The organism is Flavobacterium sp. 2, assembly GCF_049949195.1.
GTDB lineage: Bacteria > Bacteroidota > Bacteroidia > Flavobacteriales > Flavobacteriaceae > Flavobacterium.
In genome coordinates this window covers 2,438,490-2,457,523 of record NZ_CP188206.1, presented here as the reverse complement: position 1 = coordinate 2,457,523, position 19,034 = coordinate 2,438,490, and the positions used below count along the sequence as shown (strand labels likewise).

General features: G+C 31.2%; 15 protein-coding genes. All 15 read right to left on the bottom strand.

What is annotated here, in order from left to right:
* Position 1: 1 nt before the first annotated feature.
* On the bottom strand, positions 2–2,740 hold the full coding sequence (locus ACNFIH_RS10520) for a TonB-dependent receptor (protein ID WP_426486576.1): 2,739 nt from the start codon (positions 2,738–2,740) through the stop codon (positions 2–4).
* Between the two features lie 19 nt (positions 2,741–2,759).
* Positions 2,760–3,479, bottom strand: coding sequence for a hypothetical protein (locus ACNFIH_RS10515; protein WP_426486575.1), 720 nt, complete (start codon positions 3,477–3,479; stop codon positions 2,760–2,762).
* Between the two features lie 209 nt (positions 3,480–3,688).
* Positions 3,689–5,407: a hypothetical protein gene (locus ACNFIH_RS10510; RefSeq protein ID WP_426486574.1), complete on the bottom strand. Its 1,719-nt coding sequence runs from the start codon at positions 5,405–5,407 to the stop codon at positions 3,689–3,691.
* 20 nt (positions 5,408–5,427) lie between these two features.
* Positions 5,428–6,651 carry a DUF4249 domain-containing protein gene (locus ACNFIH_RS10505; RefSeq protein ID WP_426486573.1) on the bottom strand — a complete coding sequence of 408 codons (1,224 nt, stop codon included), beginning with the start codon at positions 6,649–6,651 and terminating at the stop codon, positions 5,428–5,430.
* 12 nt (positions 6,652–6,663) lie between these two features.
* Positions 6,664–9,426 carry a TonB-dependent receptor gene (locus ACNFIH_RS10500; protein ID WP_426486572.1) on the bottom strand — a complete coding sequence of 921 codons (2,763 nt, stop codon included), beginning with the start codon at positions 9,424–9,426 and terminating at the stop codon, positions 6,664–6,666.
* Between the two features lie 2 nt (positions 9,427–9,428).
* Complete coding sequence (locus ACNFIH_RS10495) at positions 9,429–10,202, bottom strand: hypothetical protein (RefSeq protein ID WP_035645740.1); 774 nt, start codon at positions 10,200–10,202, stop codon at positions 9,429–9,431.
* A 176-nt stretch (positions 10,203–10,378) separates the two neighbouring features.
* Complete coding sequence (locus ACNFIH_RS10490; RefSeq protein WP_426486571.1) at positions 10,379–10,630, bottom strand: hypothetical protein; 252 nt, start codon at positions 10,628–10,630, stop codon at positions 10,379–10,381.
* Between the two features lie 190 nt (positions 10,631–10,820).
* Positions 10,821–11,567 carry a LytR/AlgR family response regulator transcription factor gene (locus ACNFIH_RS10485; protein WP_426486570.1) on the bottom strand — a complete coding sequence of 249 codons (747 nt, stop codon included), beginning with the start codon at positions 11,565–11,567 and terminating at the stop codon, positions 10,821–10,823.
* On the bottom strand, positions 11,560–13,299 hold the full coding sequence (locus ACNFIH_RS10480; RefSeq protein WP_426486569.1) for a tetratricopeptide repeat-containing sensor histidine kinase: 1,740 nt from the start codon (positions 13,297–13,299) through the stop codon (positions 11,560–11,562). Before ACNFIH_RS10480 ends, ACNFIH_RS10485 begins: the two co-directional genes overlap by 8 nt.
* A gap of 94 nt (positions 13,300–13,393) precedes the next feature.
* Positions 13,394–13,789, bottom strand: coding sequence for a hypothetical protein (locus ACNFIH_RS10475; protein ID WP_035645729.1), 396 nt, complete (start codon positions 13,787–13,789; stop codon positions 13,394–13,396).
* Positions 13,790–14,047: 258 nt separating this feature from the next.
* Entirely contained in the window at positions 14,048–16,183 is a 2,136-nt protein-coding gene (locus ACNFIH_RS10470) for a polyribonucleotide nucleotidyltransferase (protein WP_426486568.1), read from the bottom strand.
* A 166-nt stretch (positions 16,184–16,349) separates the two neighbouring features.
* On the bottom strand, positions 16,350–16,616 hold the full coding sequence (gene rpsO / locus ACNFIH_RS10465) for a 30S ribosomal protein S15 (protein WP_007804772.1): 267 nt from the start codon (positions 16,614–16,616) through the stop codon (positions 16,350–16,352).
* Positions 16,617–16,794: 178 nt separating this feature from the next.
* Positions 16,795–17,745, bottom strand: a complete 951-nt coding sequence (locus ACNFIH_RS10460) for an energy transducer TonB (RefSeq protein ID WP_426486567.1) — start codon at positions 17,743–17,745, stop codon at positions 16,795–16,797.
* 97 nt (positions 17,746–17,842) lie between these two features.
* Positions 17,843–18,451 carry a hypothetical protein gene (locus tag ACNFIH_RS10455; RefSeq protein ID WP_426486566.1) on the bottom strand — a complete coding sequence of 203 codons (609 nt, stop codon included), beginning with the start codon at positions 18,449–18,451 and terminating at the stop codon, positions 17,843–17,845.
* A gap of 119 nt (positions 18,452–18,570) precedes the next feature.
* Positions 18,571–19,026, bottom strand: coding sequence for a GAF domain-containing protein (locus tag ACNFIH_RS10450; protein ID WP_142450238.1), 456 nt, complete (start codon positions 19,024–19,026; stop codon positions 18,571–18,573).
* Between the last annotated feature and the right edge of the window lie 8 nt (positions 19,027–19,034).

Here is a 19,034-nt window from a genome sequence, read left to right as displayed (position 1 = left end):
GTTAAAATTTAAAATTATAAGTAATAGTTGGTACTGGAACTGCAAAGATTGAGGTTTGATAAGCTTTTACTTGACCATCTTTGGTTACAAAAAAGACTGAATACGGGTTGTTTCTGCCCAATACGTTATAGATAGAAATATTCCAGAAACTATGTGCTAATTTCTTAATCTTATGGTTTCCTTCAATGTTTAATCCTATGTCTAAACGATAGTAATCAGGTATTCTGAATTTGTTTCTGTCGGTATATAAGGTGTATTCTGCACCACTGTAATAATACTTTCCAATAGGATAAGTGATTGGTCTTCCTGTTTGATATACAAAATTAGAAGAAAAACTGTAACGATGCGTAAACTTGTAATTCATTACAATGCTGAAATCGTGTGGTTTATCAAAATTACTTGGAAAATATTCACCGTTGTTTACTTTTTCATCATTAAACTGACTGTCTAATTTTATGAATGATCTTGAATAGGTGTAACCAATCCAACCATTAAGTCTTCCGATCGATTTTCTTAATAAAAACTCAATTCCATAAGCTTTTCCATCACCTTGAAGTAATTCGGTCTCTAAATTTTGATTTAAAAGAAGCTGCGATCCTACTTTATAATCTAAAATGTTTTTTGAAGTTTTATAATATCCTTCAAGACTTAATTCAAGATCATTGTACTCCAGTTTTTTGAATATACCTAACGAATATTGTAAACCGCTTTCAGGTTTTACATTCAAATCAGATAATTTCCAAGTATCAGTTGGTGCTTGAGTCGTATTGTTTGTGAGCAAATGGATGTATTGGTAGTTTTTGTCAAAACCAGCTTTTACAAAAAGACTTTCGTTAAAAATATAACGCAAACCGACTCTTGGCTCAAAACCACCATTTCTGGTAATTACTTCGTTATTACCATACGTTTTTTGCTCAATTACAGTTGCAGGTGTTTTAGGCACTCCTTCCTGATAAATATTTTGTGTTGATGGGCCAAGAGCCATATAATAAGAATATCGGGCCCCAATATCTAATAATATTTTTTCAGAAATTTGAAATTTATCAGATAAGAAAGCGGCTGATTCCAATCCTTTTTCATTTTCAACAGTAATTGGAGTGACTATTGAGGTTTCTCCGTATGGAGACAATTCTCCAGGATTTACTTTATAAAGTTTAGTCGAAACTCCATAAGTTAATTTATGTTTTGCATTAAGCTCGCTGCCAAATTTTAAAACGGCCTGACTTTCGTTTATTTTATATTTTAAAAGAAAAGACTCAGGATTAATAGATTGATATTTAATGCTGTATTTGTACTCACTATTTGTAACATTGAATTCGCTATTGTTTCTTTCGTTGAAGGCGTGTTTCCATTTCAATGAAACTAATCTGTTGCTGTATTTAAATAACGAGTCTGGAGTCAAGGTATAAGAATCTTTGCTGTAATAACCTGTTCCTTCAACCGAATTGTTTTTGTTGATTTTATGATTGTATTTGGCAAATAGGTCATAGAAAGAAGCATGGCTGTTTTTTAATCTTTCGTCATCTAAGGTTTTTAAAATCCAATCCGAATAGGTTGCGCGTCCGCCAACTAACAAACTTGCTTTGTCTTTTACAACAGGTACAGAAAGAGTAAGATTGCTAGTTACTGGTCCAATTCCACCTTCTCCAGAAATCTTTTCGGTATTTCCATTTTTAGAAACAATATCAAAAACAGAAGATAAACGCCCTCCAAATTCAGAAGGAATTCCTCCTTTGTAAATATCAACTTTGTTGATTGTATAAGGATTTATTGAAGAGAAAAAGCCAAAAAGGTGCATAGGATTGTAAATCGTAGCATTATCCAGTAATACTAAATTTTGATCCTCTTTTCCACCTCTGACATTGAATCCAGAAGATCCTTCGCCTGCCGTTTTGATACCAGGAATCGTTAATGCAACTTTCAAGACATCTCGCTCTCCAAGAACTAAAGGGATAGTTTTTACGCCTTCAGCTTCAATTGTTGTAACTCCTGTTATGGCAGTTCTAATGTTTTGATTGTCTTTTCCTTTTACCAAAACTTCGTCTAACTGATTGATTTTTTCAATAACAGAAAAATCTAATGTACCATTACTGTAAATCATTATTTTTCTGGAAGTACTGTTGTAAAATAATGATTCAACTTCAATTGTGCTTAGCCCTGTTGGAAGTTTAAAACTATAAAAACCTTCGGCATTGGTGGTCGAAATTATAGCGGTGTTTTTTACTTTGACATTAATATCGGCCAAAGGTTTTCCATCTTTCAGGTCCGTAATATGACCAGATAAAGTATATAGATCCACTTCTGAATCAACAGCTTCTTTTCCAATTAATGCAATTGGAGCTGTTGTTCCGGATTTGTCTTTTTTGACCGAATCATATTGCTGGAAAAAGATTGGAGCATTTGCATCTTTTTTATTGTTTTGAAACTTATCATAAATGATGCTGTTTTTTGTCAATATGATTTTATTCTTACTAATGTAAAAATTAAGCTCAGTATCTTGTAAAACTTTAGACAAAACTTCTTCAATAGTTTTGTTTTGATAATCTCCAGAAATTAATACGTTTTTATCAAACCAATTGTCTTGGAAATAAAACTTGTATGAAGTTGAAGCTTCAATTTTCTCCAAAACAGCCACTCTGTTTATATTATTGAACGTAAGGTTTATTGTCTTTTTTTCGCCTTGTGAATGCAGAATCTGATTAAAACCGAAAAATAATAAAAGGATAGTAAATATTCTCATTTGTATGTTTCTTCGGGTTTTAATTATTAATGTATTTCATCAGGTTTTTCATGAATAATGGAGGGTTTTCTTTTCGTAAACTTCTATTCATGAGATAGAAATCATTTATATTTCTTTTACTTTCAGGGAATAGAACTATAATTTCTTTTTTTTCATTGATTAAATTGAATTTGCTGTCTTTCCATAAAATAAATTCATATCGAGGTTTATAGTCGACCAAGTCTAATTCTTCCTTGATATTTTTCTTTTTTTCTTTGTAATATTTAATATAAAGTGCTTGATTATTTTTGATTACAGTTTCGTTATAATAACCACCTTTAAAAGAAGAATTGTTCAAGTCTTTTAGTTTTACAAAGTTTTCATCACCAATCTTAAAATGAGTAATGTTTGCTTTTATGAGATCTATTTTCGTGGTGTTTTGCAGATCATAAGGGCGTAAAACAAGTTGATCAGCGAAGATGTCATATTTTAAGTATACATCAAAATAATCTTGACCATTGTAGTTAATGCTTCCTTTTTTGAATTCATCAGCACCATAGTATCTGTGCTGATTGCCAATCGTTCTGTCAAAGTTTAAATGCGCAGGACCATTTTTAATGTCTAAGGATTCTATTCCTGTATTTTTATCAAACCAATTGAAGATTTCGGTTTCTTTGATACTTTGACTGTGTATCGAAGGAATGTTTAATAATAATCCAAATAAGCATAGTAATAGTATCGTTTTTTTGGAATTTTTCAAAGGATTGGTGGATTTTTGGTTTAGTTTCGGTTAATTTCAAAAGTATTAAAAAAAAGTTATAAATGGCAGTTAAAACTGTTAAAATGCGATAAAATATTCATGTTTTGTTTTAAAAAATCCGCCAATGTTTAAACAAATTCAAAAAAGGGAAATCGGATTTCTTAGATTTTCTTCCTTGTGGATGATCTTAATAAAGATATATTTTTAGACTATTTTACTTCAAAACTTTCTTTTAGCGATACTGGAATTCCATCTTTTGTAAATCCTTCTAAATTTATTTCATATTGTCCAGGAACATCAGAAGTAAAGAATGAAATTGTTTTTTCATTACTATCTAATAACAATTCAGGCTCCCAAAGCAATTGGTATCTGTAATCTGGAACACGATCATATTTACTTTTGTTCGTATAATCTTGTTTAAAAGATGTTATTTTGTTCAAAGGTCTTTGAATATCCGTTTTTAAAATATGAGAACCTTTTTCTTTCGTGCTGTAATCATTGTTTTTTGAAGTAAAATTGATGATGCCATCAAACGCAGTTGGTCCATAAATATACACTCCCGGAACTAGGCTAATTTTGTAAATTTCATCCATTTTAAGATCAACTAATTCATTTGTGTTTTGAATTAATACTCCATCGACCAACACTAATGAAGGTTCAGAGAAAAAATTAAGATCATAATTTATGTCTCTAACATGTAATGTGAAATTTTTATTTTCTTCTCGATAATACATTTCCTTAACTACTTCTATGGTTGTTTCTTTCAAGGTTGGAAATTTGGTATAATCTCCAAGAATATATTCTTTTTCCAGAGGATGATAGAATGGAAACTTTTTAATCTCCGGCTTTATACTGTCTTTTTTTAAATGATAATACGAATTCTCTATTTGATTTGCAATCGATCTTTCTTCAAGACTAGCCTTATAATCAGAGCTAAGATGAAATTCTTCGCCTTGTTTTAATTCAGATAGATTGTATCCTTGGTATTTGTCAAGTTCAACCGCATAATCATTTTTGTCTTCTCCGACAACCTGAATAATTGCATTAGAATAATTTGGGCTCTTTTCTAAGATGAAATTAAATTTTCCCTCTTCATTTGTTTTAACAACTTTAAAAGCAAAATCTTTACCAGGTAAGGATAAGGCAATGTTTTTGTCGGCTATTTGTTTTGAATCTTTGTTATTTTTAATAGTTCCTGATATGACTTCTCCACGAAGTTCGGGTAGAAAAAATGAATTGTTATTTAACGTTTCACCACTATAAGATTTTGTGAATTCATATGAATTCATCTGTTTTTTTGAAGGTAGACTATTCGTTTTTCTTATCGAAAGAGAAAAGTTTCCATTGTTGGCAATTCCGTTTAAGGATTTTATTTTAAGTAAAATTTGTTCCCTTTTTGTGGCAGCTTTTTTATTTAATTCTAAGGCAAAAGATTGATCTTTTGCTGAAGAGTTCAATGTAATTGATTGATTTTCCTGATTTTTCTCCTGGTCATTTTGAGTTTTAGAAACAGGTTTTTTTCTAGTACTAACAATGTAAGGGTTAATAATAATAAGATCGGTTACAGCTGTTTTGGTGTTTGTGTTATTTAACATCCAATTCGTATAAGCAATTAATTTGTAATTGCCTGTTTCGATTGTTGTTGGAATAAAAAAATCACCTTCGCCAGTGCCATTTTCAAGATAGATTTTGTTGGCAAAAATTACCTGATTTTCTTTGTTTACAAGTTCCACATGTGCAATTTTACTAATAGAACTAAAATTATTCTTAGCTGAGTTTAAACAATAAAATTTGCAATGCAGGGTTTCTCCTGCAACTAATGTTGTATTGTTGGCGTGAACAAATATATTTTCGATGTTTACTTCAGTAGTTTCATTTTTAGCCAATGAACCACTTTGTGCAATAACTGTATTTGCAGCTATTAGCATAATTGTGCGTATAATTTTTTTTAATCTATCCAAAATAAAGGTTTTATGTTAGATGAAACGCTGGTACAGTCACTACATGGAGACTCAACAAAGACTACTATATCCATATTTTGGCGATTACCATAATATACTTTTTCAGGTACAGGAGCTTTAACCAGAGCTAATATAGTGGCGCCAGCACAGCCTTTTGCATCCCAGCAATTTCTTAGTTCTACTGGATAACATTCCATAAAGTATGGCGGATATGGCTCTACTGGGAAGATATCTCTAAAATTGAAAAAGATTCTTTTTGAAGAAACAGATGAAACTTCAAAATAGCCTATCACTTTTTCTTCAGGATCATCATTGTTTTTTATATTTCCGTAATTAAATCCAGGTTGTACTTGTGAAAATAAACTAGAGGAAGTAGAAAGCGTTTTTAATGTTTCATAGTAGGTATAAGATTCTGAACTTTGCACATATTGGCGTACTATAATACTATATCGCTCATTTAGTATAGAACTGCCCATATCTATGAAACGTATAGGGAAATTGATGCGATCTTCGCTTTTGCCTACATTGCTGATTAAAATTAAATCATCTGATTTTTTTGTGGTGTAGCAAACTCTTGTTTCTTTTTCTCTTGGAACAACTAAAAAATTAGGCTCTTCAATTGAGCTGCTAAGTGGATCAACCTTAAGTTTGTTAGGGCTCCAGTAAGGCGGTATAATTTTATATGTTTCTTCGTACTCAAACCTGTAAAATTTTGAACTTGCAGTAGGATCATTACTAGTTACGACTATTTGCACTCCTTTAATGCCATCAACTGTTTCAACTTTTGGTTCTACATTAATTTCACTAACTGAAGTTAAAGTTTGTAAAGCAGATGAATAGGATTTACCATCATTTGTAGTAATGTTTAATTGATACGATCTTCCTGGAACTGCCTGAAAAGGGTTTTTTGAAACATAAAGACCTGAAAAATCTTCAAGTTCAAAATCGTAATTATTTTTTTCACTATCCGTCACATAAACATTTGCTCCTTTTTCAAATGCTTGTTCATTTTCTCCAAGGCGGTAAGAGCGGCTAATTTTTATTTCTTGTTTCTTTAATTCGTTTGTGATATTAGCTTGTACTACCAGTATACTTTCAAATGTGTTTGATTGAAAAATATATTGCTCCGTACAGCTACTAACAGAAAGACAGAAAATTGCAAAAAACAATATCTTGTACAAAGGATTAATATGCTGGGTTTTAAATTTCATTTACTTTAATGATTAAAATTTGATATTATATGTTATAGTCGGAATTGGCACAGAAAATATAGAAGTTTTGTATGCTTTTATTTGTCCATTTGTCGTTATAAAAAAGATTGAGTATGGATTATTTCGGCCTAAAACATTATAAATTGATATATTCCAGAAGCTATGCGACAGCTTTTTTATTTTATGATTGCCTTCAATATTAAAACCAATATCTAATCGATAATAATCAGGAATTCTATATTTATTTCGGTCACTGTACAGTGTATATTCCATGCCATTATAAATATAACTTCCAATTGGGAAGGTGATAGGGCGTCCTGATTGATATACAAAATTACTTGATAAACTATATCGCTGGGTAAACTTATAGTTAAGTACAGCGCTCACTTCATGTGGTTTGTCAAAGTTTGTTGGGAAATAATGTCCATTGTTAACTTTTTCATCAAGAAACTGACTGTCTGATTTGATAAAAGTACGTGAATAAGTATAACCTAACCAGCCATTAAGTTTTCCGGCATTTTTTTTCAATAGCAGCTCAACTCCATATGCTTTTCCTTCTCCTTGTAAAAGTTGTGTTTCGGTATTTTCCTGTAACATTAATTCAGCACCTACTTTATAGTCGAGAAGATTGTATGATTTTTTATAATAACCTTCTAAACTTAATTCTAAATTGTCGTTATCTAGATTTTTATAAAACCCTAAAGAATATTGCTGTGCTTCCTGAGGCCTAATATTTAAATCGGATAATTTCCAGGCGTCAGTAGGAGATTGTGTTGTGTTGTTCGTTAATAAATGAATATACTGATATGTTTTATCATAGCTGCCTTTTACAGAAAAATCGTCTGTAAACAGATAACGCATTGCTATTCTTGGTTCAAATCCGCCATAGGTTTTTATGACTTCATTTTTTTTGTAATAGTTTGTACCAATTACATTGTTGTCATTGACTGGCGCATTTGGCTGATAAACACGCTGTGTAGATTCTCCTAATGCAGAATATGTCGAATATCGAAGTCCGAGACTAATTAATATTCTATCATTTAAAGTATAATTGTCAGAAAAATATAGAGCAGATTCCAAAGCCTGTTCATCGTCAATTTTTATTGGAATAATTTTAGAATCTGTAGTTTTTGGATTTAAATAACCAGGTTCAACATTGTAAAGCTTGCTCGATAAACCATAATTAAAAGCATGTTTGCTGTTTAATGAATAATTTGCATTTGCAATAAATTGAGTTTCGTTTAATTTGTATCCATAATCAAAAGAGTTTGGAGTTCCGTTATCAAAATCAATATTAAATTTATATTGGCTATTAGTGAAAATAAAATCGGCTTTAGTTTTTTCGCTGAATGCATGATTCCATTTTAACGAAATTAACGCATTACTGTATTTATAAACAGAATCAGAAGAAATACTAAAACGGTCTTTACTGTAATACAAAGTTGATTCAATGTTGTTTTTAGCGTTTATTTTGTGATTGTATTTTATGATACCATCAAAAAATGCAGCCTGACTATTATTTAGGTCTTCATTGTCTATTTTTTTTAAAATCCATTCTGAATAAGTAGTTCTGAATCCAACTAATACACTGGCTTTGTTTTTTATAATTGGAGCTCCAATAGATAAATTACTGGTCACAGATCCAATCCCACCTTCGCCAGAAAATTTTTCAGGATTACCATTTTTAGAAGCGATATCAAAAACAGAAGATAATCGGCCTCCAAATCTTGCGGGAATACTTCCTTTATAAATATCAACTTTGCTTGTTGTATACGGATTTACAGCAGAGAAAAAACCTAAGAAATGCGAAGTATTGTAAAGAACAGCATTGTCTAAAAGAATTAAATTCTGATCATCTTTTCCTCCTCTAACATTAAATCCTGCCGATCCTTCACCAGTAGTTTTGATTCCAGGTAAGGTTGTGGCAACTCTAAAAATGTCTCTTTCGCCAAGAACAAGCGGAATGGTTTTTATTTTTTCAACATCAATAGTTGAAACCCCCGAAATAACATCTTTTACGTTTTTGTTTGCGCTGGTCTTAATAACAACTTCGTCTAATTCATTGAAGCTTTCTTCAAGAGAGACATCAAGTTTTCCATCGTCATAAACCATTATCGTTTCTGTGGTTTTTTTGTGATTTACTAATTCAATGTCAATATAATTAAGGCCGTAAGGCACTACAATTTTATAATGACCTTCATTATCAGTAACGGTGCTGCTATTTTTTCCACGTACTCTTATAGTTGCATTCGAGAGCGCATTTTTTGTTTTCACATTTTTTACAGAACCAGAAAGCGTGTATGATTTTAACTCACCTCCCTTTTTTTCTTTTCCAATATAGATAATTCCTGGAACGCTACTATTTTGCGCTATTACATCATACTGCTGATGGAATAGTGGTTTTGATACAGTCTTATCTGATTGCGGTACTGTAGTTTCAAAATAACCTTCAGGCAATGAACTGTGGATTGTGCTGTTTTTGGTTAAAATTATTTCATTATTTCTTATGATATAATTTAAAGAAGTATTTTCAAAAAGATTATTTAGCAAATCTTCAATAGAAATATTGTTATAGGTTTTATTAATTAAAACAGTTTCGGCTGTTAACCAGTTTTCATCAAAATAAAACTTATAACCGGTGGTTTTTTCAATATTTTCTAAAGCAGTTTTTAGATTAGTATTGTTGAATTCGATAGATATTTTATTGCTTTTTTCCTGACTAAATGATATTGTATAAAAGGCTAATAAAAATAATGTTAGTATAATTTTTTTCATTTTTAATTAGATTCAGGGACTAGAAAATTGTTGATTTCCTTTATTAAATTTTCAATAAAGACTTTGTTATCTGATTCTTCTAATTGATCGTTATTACTGTAATAATCTTTTATTTTGCTTTTATATTCGGGGAAAATTTTAATGACATCATTTTTTGATGCTATTTTGTAGTAAGTATTTTTGTATTTCAATACAAATTCATTTTTTTCTATAAATGAATCTGTTGTAGATTGATTAGAACCTTCCGCAATTGATTTGTTGTCAATTACTTTTGTTCTGTTTTTATGATGCTTGATGTACAAAATATTGTCTTTAGAAAATATAATTTCCTGATAATATCCATTCATAAAAGCGGGACATGAAGGATTGTTATAATTGATGTTAATGAATTGTTTATCATAGATTTTAAAACTACCAACATTATCTTTTATAAGACTAATGCCTAAATAATCGAATTTGCCAATAGGCTTAAGTACTAAAACATCATTATTAATGTCATACTTTAAATCTACATTGTAATAGCTTTGATTTTGATAGTTTAAATCTCCGGAAATAAAGTTACCAGAGATGTAATAACAGTGCGTATTATCTAGAGATCTGTAATAATTGATATAACGAGGCCCATTGAATATCGGTAAATTTTCATTTTCTACAGTCTTGTCAAATAGATTATGAATCGATATCGTATTGCTGTTATTTTGGCTATAGATGGATATAATGTTTAAGAATAAACCAAATAAGATGAATATGGTATTCTTTTTTTGGGAATTTTTCAAAGGATCGGTGGATTTTTTAATTTGTTTTCGGCTGAATTCAAAAATATTAAAAAAAAGTTACAAATAACACTTTAAACTGTTAAAATGTAATAAAATGATTATATTTTAATGCAAAAAACACCTCAATTTGCGAAGAAATTGAAGTGTTTTTAAATAAAAAGGGGCAAAATTTATTTTTAATTTAAGGTGTCATCTGGAGTATCCAAAATTTCATCAAATATTTTTTTCAGCGATTTTAAATAAACTGGAAATGAAATAATTAGCAAAATGTACTCTTTTCTCAAAATAGTAACATCATCCAGAATGATATATAAACTTGGAATTATTATCGCTAGTGACGCTAAGGCGCCAATCCAGGGATTTGTTATGAATTGTTTTAAAAGTGATAAAAATTTCATTTCTGGTTTGTTGGTTAGCGCAATTTTCATTTAAAACTATTTTGGTTTATTTGTTGGGGCAAAAATAATTTCGATTTGGTTTGTTTGGTCTGAAAATGTCATGAAAGCCATTTTTCTTGTCATGAAATCCTGAAAAATGAGAATGGTTTTAAAATGAAGCTCTTAAAAACAAAAAAAATCCCCTTAAAAAGAGGATTTTGAAACGTTTTAAGATTGTGATTTATGACAAAATATTCATCTTTTTGATGAAATCTTTATAAGTATCGCTTAGATTTATTTTATGATTTCCTTTTAAAATAATAAGATTATCAGCCAGAATAATTTCTTCAATTTTATCTGCGTTTACAATCGTATTTCGATGTGTTTTTATGAATTTGTTTTTATCCAGCAATTCATTGATTTTTGTCAATGAAATAAGAATTACAAATTTTTCTTTTTCAGTAACAATATTGCAGTAACGTTCTTCGACTTCAATATAAAGAATATCATTTGTAGAAACCTTTTTTAATGCGTTTTTCTTTTTTATGAATAAATGATTATTGCTGATGACAGTATTTTGTTCTTCACTTAAAAAAACATTGATTTGATCATAAAATTTTTCGACAGCCATTTCAATTGCGTACAAAATTTCGAGTTCGTTGAAAGGCTTCATCAAAAAGCTGAAAGGTTTTGTAAGTTTGGCTCGCTCAAAAATTTGACGATCTTGTGAACTGGTCAAAAATACAAAAGGTTTTGAGGCATTCGGAATAATATTAATTGACTCGGCAAAAGTAATTCCGTCTGGTTTTCCGTTCAGAAAAACATCAATAATAATAATGTCGATCGTGTTTTCGTAAAAAAGTTTCAATGCATCAGTAAAATTTCTTGCAACGCCAACAACTGTATAATTGTGTTGAAGCAATACTTTTTCCAATGCATCACTTTGTTCTGGTGTATCTTCTATGATTAAAACATGAATATTATCCATTGTTTGTTATTTTTGGAAATGTCAATATTATTTTCGTCCCGATATTAATTTCACTTTCGATAGTAAAAGCGCCATTGTTTTTCTTAATCATTTGTTTGCAAAGCTGCATTCCTAAACCAGTCCCGATAATTTCAGAATCATTTTTTTTAGCTAAAAGATCATTGTCGGCAAGTAATTCTTTAATAGTCTCCTGACTCATTCCAATTCCGTTGTCTTCAATTACAAGCTCGCAATATTCAGAGTTGCCTTCTCTTGTATAGAAACTAATTTTCCCATTTTCATTTGAAAATTTTATAGCATTGTCCAACAGATTTCGGAATATAATTTTTAGAGAATCAATATCTGCTAAGATAAAGATGTTTTTTGGGACTGAATTTTCAAAAGTAATCGATTTATCGAGTAGCAAAGGTTTGTAATTGTATTCTATCTGCTGAACAATAGAATTCAAATGAACAGATTCTTTATGAAAATACAACTGTTTTGTTTGCAACATTGCCCAGTGCAATAAATTGTCCAATAAACTGTATGCGCCATTTGCAATAGCACTATTTTGAATAATAAGCTGGTTTAATTCCTCATAATTTTTAGTTTCGAGTGTCGTAGATAATTTGGAATTGCTCGTTTTTAATGCATTTACAGAAGAGCGCAAGTCATGACTTACAATCGAAAATAATTGATCTTTTGTGTCATTAAGCTGATCGAGTTTGTTTTTTTGAGTCAGTATGATTTTGCCATTTTTTGCTTTTTGCGCATATAAATAAACGCCACCTGTCAGGATTATTAGTAATCCAATCGCTGAGAAAAATAAACTATTGCGCTGCGTATTTTTTAGTTGATTTTCGACTTCAAGAACTTTGATTTGTTTTTGTTTTTGAGCAACAGCAAATTTTTTCTCGTAATCGGCGAGCGCCCAAATTTTATTTTGATTCGTTAGAGAATCTTTCCATTGTTCGAATTCTTTCCTATAAACTAAAGATTTTTTGAAGTTACCTCTGTTTTCTTCAACAACTGCCATGTTTAATGCTGCGTCTCTTTTTTTATCAAAATCTTTTATTTGCTTTGAAAGTGAATATGATTTTTCAAAATAAGTAATGGCCTTGTCGTCTTTGTATTGAATGTAATACAAATTAGCAATATTCATGTAGAGATACGTTAAAGAAGCATTGTCATTTTCTTTTTCTTTTAATTCCTTGCTTTTAAAAAGATATTCTTCTGCTTTGTCGAACTTTTGGAGATGTAAATAACAAAGACCTAAGTTTTGATAAATTACACTTATTTTATAATCTGGAGTTTGTGCAGGAGTTCGTTTTTCTAATTTTTCAAAATGGGAAATTGCTTTATCAAACTCTTTTAGTTCCAGATAAATTTCGCCTAAATATTTATCAGCCAAATAATAAAACGGAAAATCTTTTGAAATCAGATTAAGTTCTTTTTGGGCTTCTTTAAAAAGTTTTAATTGCCTGAAAGAATTTCCTCTTATATAATGGCAATAATCGGATAATTCTTTGTTATTGCCAGAACTCAGTTGTTTCATGGAATACACCAAAGTTGAATCCCATTTTTTATTGATAAAAAAATATTGAGCTTTGTTAAAGTTGTTTTCTTGGTCAAACTGAGCTGCCTTTTTCTTCAATGTTTCGTTAAATGAATTATTAACGGTTTGGTTTTGAGGATACAGTAGAATTGAATATAAACACAGAATAAAAACCAAATTTGTTTTTAGTTTACACATTTTATCTCTTGAGTTTTTTCGATAATTTGAATGAAAAAGTATCTATTTTAACAATTTTAATTGCTAAAATAGATACTTGTATTATGGTCAGGAATTAACTATCTACTCCTGTTACTGTTCCTCTTGATGTTTCAGGGTCAATATCTTTTAAGAATGAAACTACTTCGGTGATGTTACTGATTGTGGCAGAAGTATAGTCTACTTCAACATACCAAACATCACAACTCTCCGGGGTTTCTTCGGAAAAATTGTAATCAAAAAATATTTGTAGCGAATTGCCATTTTCTGTAGGTTCTTCAACCTTTGGGTTGTTTGGATCCTCAGAGTTGATATATAAAGTTGCTCTGATTTTCAATGTTAATTCTCCCCCTGGAGGTGTGTAGAATCTTGCAGAAACTAGTGGGGAAACGGGATAGCTAACTGTTTTTGGGTGTAGAAAAATAAAATCACCGGTATTAATTTTGGTATTCTGTAAAACGGTATAAGCCATAAGAATGGTTTTTAAGATTAATACTATTATTTTTGGTGTGTTAAAGATATTTTTTTTCTTTCAATTAGCGCTATAAAAATGCTGTTTTTTAGACTGTTGCAGTGTTTTTTATTGAAAATTAGGGGATAAATTTGTTTAGGAAAAAGCTGATAAGTCTTGAACAAAAGGAAATGAAAAATAAATAAAAACGAAAAACCCCAATTCAAATAAATGAATTGGGGTTTTCTATGAATAAACCTTTAGTAAACTAAGATCTGATTACTCTTTTTTCTCCTCACGTGGAGGTCTTGGAACAAGTGCTTTTTTAGACACTTTTTCTTTTTTAGTTTTAGGGTCAACTCCTAAGTATTTCACTTGGAAAACATCTCCCATTTTAACTACGTCAGCAACATTTTCTGTACGCTCCCAAGCCAATTCAGAAACGTGAAGTAAAACTTCGTTTCCTGGTGCAGCAGTATATTCTACAACAGCTCCAAAATCAAGCATTTTAATTACTTTAACTTCGTAAGCTTCTCCCATTTGTGGTTTGAAAGTAATAGAAGCAATTTTTGCTAATACCGCTTCAATTCCTGCAGGATCTGTACCTAAAATTTCGATAACACCTTGTTCGTCAACTTCGTTGATAACAATAGTTGTTCCTGTAGCTTTTTGTAATTCCTGAATTACTTTTCCACCAGGTCCAATTAATGCTCCAATAAAGTTTCCAGGAATAGTTCTTGTGATGATTTTTGGCGCATGAGCTTTTACGTCAACTCTTGGAGCAGCGATTGTCTCAGTTAATTTTCCTAAAATATGCAAACGTCCATCACGAGCTTGAGCTAAAGCTTGCTCCATAATGTCATAACGTAAACCATCAATTTTGATGTCCATTTGACAAGCAGTGATACCATCAGCAGTTCCGGTTACTTTAAAGTCCATATCTCCTAAGTGATCTTCGTCACCTAAAATATCAGACAATACAGCAAATTTCTCTCCGTCAGTAATCAATCCCATCGCAATACCAGAAACTGGTTTTACCATTTGAACTCCAGCGTCCATCAATGCCATTGTTCCAGCACAAACTGTTGCCATAGAAGAAGAACCGTTAGATTCTAAAACCTCAGAAACAACACGAATTGTATAAGGACAATCGGCAGGAATCATATTTTTTAATGCTCTTTGAGCCAAGTTACCGTGACCAACTTCTCTTCTTGAAGTTCCTCTTAATGGTTTTGCTTCACCAGTAGAGAAAGGAGGGAAGTTATAGTGTAAGTAGAATTTCTCTTCACCTTGCTCAGATGGAGAATCGATTTGGTTAGCTTCTCTAGAAGTTCCTAAAGTAACAGTTGCCAAAGCCTGAGTTTCTCCACGTGTAAATAAAGATGAACCGTGAACTCTTGGTAAATAATCAGTTTCACACCAGATTGGTCTGATATCTGTAGTTTTTCTACCATCTAAACGTACACCTAATTCTAATACTACATTACGAACAGCTTCTTTGTTTGTTTTGTAGAAATATTTAGAAACTAAATCACCATCAGCAGCTAATTCTTCTTCAGTAAATAAAGCTTTTACTTCTTCTTTTACTTCAGCAAATGCAGCGCCTCTTTCGTGTTTAGCTGAACCAACTTTTGCAATAGCATAGATTTTATCGTATGCTGCAGCTTTTACTTTTTTGTAAATTTCTTCGTTTTCTTTCTCTCCTTCGTAAGTACGAATTTCTTTTTTACCAAAAGCTTCTTGTAAACGGTATTGAGCCTGAATTTGAACTTTGATTGCTTCGTGAGCAAACTTAATTGCTTCAATCATTTCAGCCTCAGAGATTTCTTTCATCTCACCTTCAACCATTGCTACAGAATCCATAGAAGCACCAATCATCATATCGATATCAGATTTTTCTAATTCTTCTCTGCTTGGGTTGATCACTAATTTTCCGTCGATACGTGCAACACGAACTTCAGAAATTAAGTTGTAAAATGGAATGTCTGAAACTGCTAATGCCGCAGAAGCAGCTAAACCTGCTAATGCATCTGGCATAACTTCTTCGTCATGAGACATTAATTGAATCATAACTTGTGTTTCAGCATGGTAATCGTCTGGGAAAAGTGGACGCAATACACGGTCAACTAATCTCATTGTTAATACTTCGCTGTCGCTTGGACGTGCTTCTCTTTTAAAGAAACCTCCTGGGAAACGACCTGCTGCTGCGAATTTTTCGCGGTAATCTACCGTTAACGGTAAAAAATCAACGCCTGGGTTTGATGTGCGAGCTGAAACTGCTGTTGCAAGAATCATAGTGTCGCCCATTCTAACTACTACAGAACCATCAGCTTGTTTAGCTAAACGTCCTGTCTCGATTGTGATGCTTCTGCCATCACCTAAATCGATCTTTTCTACAAATAATTGTGGAATCATAAATTTTTTCCTTATTGATTATACAATGGGTTTTAGTTGTGTTGTAGTGTTGTTGTGTGTAGTTGTTGTTATCTAAAACCCAATGAAAAACCAAACTTTTTTTCTTGTATTATGCGTGTAATGTAAAAACAAAAAGAGGCACTTTCGCACCTCTTTTCTATATTGATTATTTTCTGATATTCAATACTTTGATAATCTCACGATATCTGTTAATTTCTTTCTTTTTCAAGTAATCTAACAAAGCTCTTCTTTTACCTACTAATAGTACAAGAGAACGCTCAGTGTTGTAATCGTGACGATTTTTTTTCAAGTGTTCAGTTAAGTGAGAAATTCTGTAAGTGAACAATGCAATTTGACCTTCTGCGCTTCCAGTGTTTGTTGCACCACCGTGTTGTGCGAAAATCTCTTCTTTCTTTTCTTTAGTTAAATACATTCCAATATTATTTAATGATTTTTATGTATGTCTTTACAACTTTTGTAAGACGGGTGCAAAAATACATCTTTTTTCCGAAAAAATAAATTTAAAACTTGAAAAATTTAAAGATTAAACAATTTAAGCTAAAAATATTTCTTTTTTAATGTTTTAAGGATTTGGTTTTTGCTAAAAAGCGCTAATTTGGTGGAGCTATCGTCAACGGTAATGAATAAAGAACTCTTACCGGAATACCTCTTCTTATACCTGGATTCCATTTTTTTGCACCTTTAATTACACTAATCGCATTTTCATCTAATCCATAACCAAGTCCTTTTAATATTTTTGGTTCAACCAGATTTCCTTCTTCATCTACAGTGAAAGTTAAATATATCTTTCCAAAAACCTTATTTCTTGCTTCAACTGGTATAACCATTGATCTTCCAACATACGTGTAAAAAGAATTTATACCTTTTTTTGGACTTGGAGGTTGATCTCTTATCGTATAAGGGTGCTCAACATTTAAAGAATCCAAACTAATTCCTGAAACTAATTTGCCATTTTCATAAGTTTCAGTAAAACTTGATTTCTTTTCGAGATATTTTCCTTTCCAGATACCATCAGGCAAACCATCTTTTATCTTTCCGCTTTCTTCGGAATATTCATTTGCATATGTATAGTCGCCATTGCCGTAGGTTACGATTTGTTCTTTTTGAGGATTCCAGAAATTGTTGAGCTTGCACTCAACTTCTCCTTTTTTACTTTCGAAATATTCAATTTCTGATTTGATATTTCCGTTTTCGTACCATTTGAATTCTTTTCCTGTTTTTTTGAGCTTTGCAAAAGTTACAGTCGACTTTTTGTTGCCATTTTCATAATACGAAATAAATGGACCGTCTAGTCTAATAACATCTTTATCTAAAGTTGTTCCTATACATTTAATTGCTTTGGATTTGTAATATTCTTTATAATTATACGATTTCTTATCAGTATAATAATCTTCAATAATCCTAATATATTTATAGTCTACTGCTGAACTTTCTACATAGGAAGAGTCCAGAAATATTACTTTACTTTCTGAAAGAAGTGATTGAGAAAAAAGTTGGGTAGAAATGAAAAGAAAAAATAATACGCGTAAAATAGCTTTCATATTAGGTTAGTTAATGAAAAGCTAAAGTAGTATTTTTAACACAAACAAGCAAAGATTCAGCGTTAGCTTAAAGTAATCTTTGCTTTTAATTTAATTGCTATTTTAATTTTGGGCTTTTTTTCAAAGCGTATTTTTCAGTCAAAGAAGAATAGGTAATTTTTACATTGTTTTGATCTATGCTTTCTCCAGAGATTAAAATTCCCTTGTCATAATTATCAACAAAAGTAATTTTTTGAGCACTATCATTTCCCTTCCAGAGACCCTGTTTTAAACCATTTTTCAGGGTTCCTTTTTGAATTATGAATTTGTCAGTTTCTTCAAAATCTCCTTCACCATCAACTACGGTTTGGATTTTATCTTCATCCCAGGCATTAAGTATTAAAGTCTGAACACTTTTAGTTTTTGGGTTCCAGATATTCTGTTTTTCGAATTTTTTACTTTGGTTTTCATACCAGTTAATCTCTTTGCCTTCTTTATGATCCTGAGAATAATTTACCACAGATTCTTTTGCGCCGTTTTTATAGTAACAAATAAATTCCCCGTCCTTTTTTAGAAGATCTTTATCTAAAGTTGTGCCGGTCATTTTCTTTCTTCCGTTTTTGTAAAAATCGGTTACAACGTAGCGAACGCTTTTTTGGGAATAATTGGTGATTACTCTCGTGTAAGCATGTTTTTCAGGCGTACATTCATTATTTAACGAGTCCAAAAAGATTTTTTTTGAGACCATGTTAATTTGCGCGAAGAGATTAACTGAGAATATAAGAAGCAGAAAAATGAAGATGTTTCTTTTCATTCAGTTCTATTTTTTACCTAAAAATAGTTCTTCTAGAATAATTTAGCAACTTCTTGATTTACAAATTCTAAAAATCTTTCGTCTGCTTCAGTAAACGGATCAATAACGTGGCTGTCAATATCGATTTGGCCAATGTTTACCCCATCAACGAATAATGGCACCACAATTTCTGATTTTACAGTAAAGCTGCAGGCAATATAATTGTCTTGTGCGGCAACATCCGGAACGACAAAATTAGCATTACTTTCTGCTACCTGACCACAAATTCCTTTTCCAAATGGAATAACCGTATGATCTGTTTCAGCACCAACATAAGGTCCTAAATGAAGTGTTTTATTTTCGTGATTGGCAAAATAAAAACCAACCCAGTTGTAATATTCTACATTTTCGTTTAACAATTGACAGATTGCTAATAATTTTTCGTCTCTAACTATGTTTGTATCAGCAACAATAGCGCTTATTTTTGGTTGTAATTCTTGAAAAGTCATGATAAATA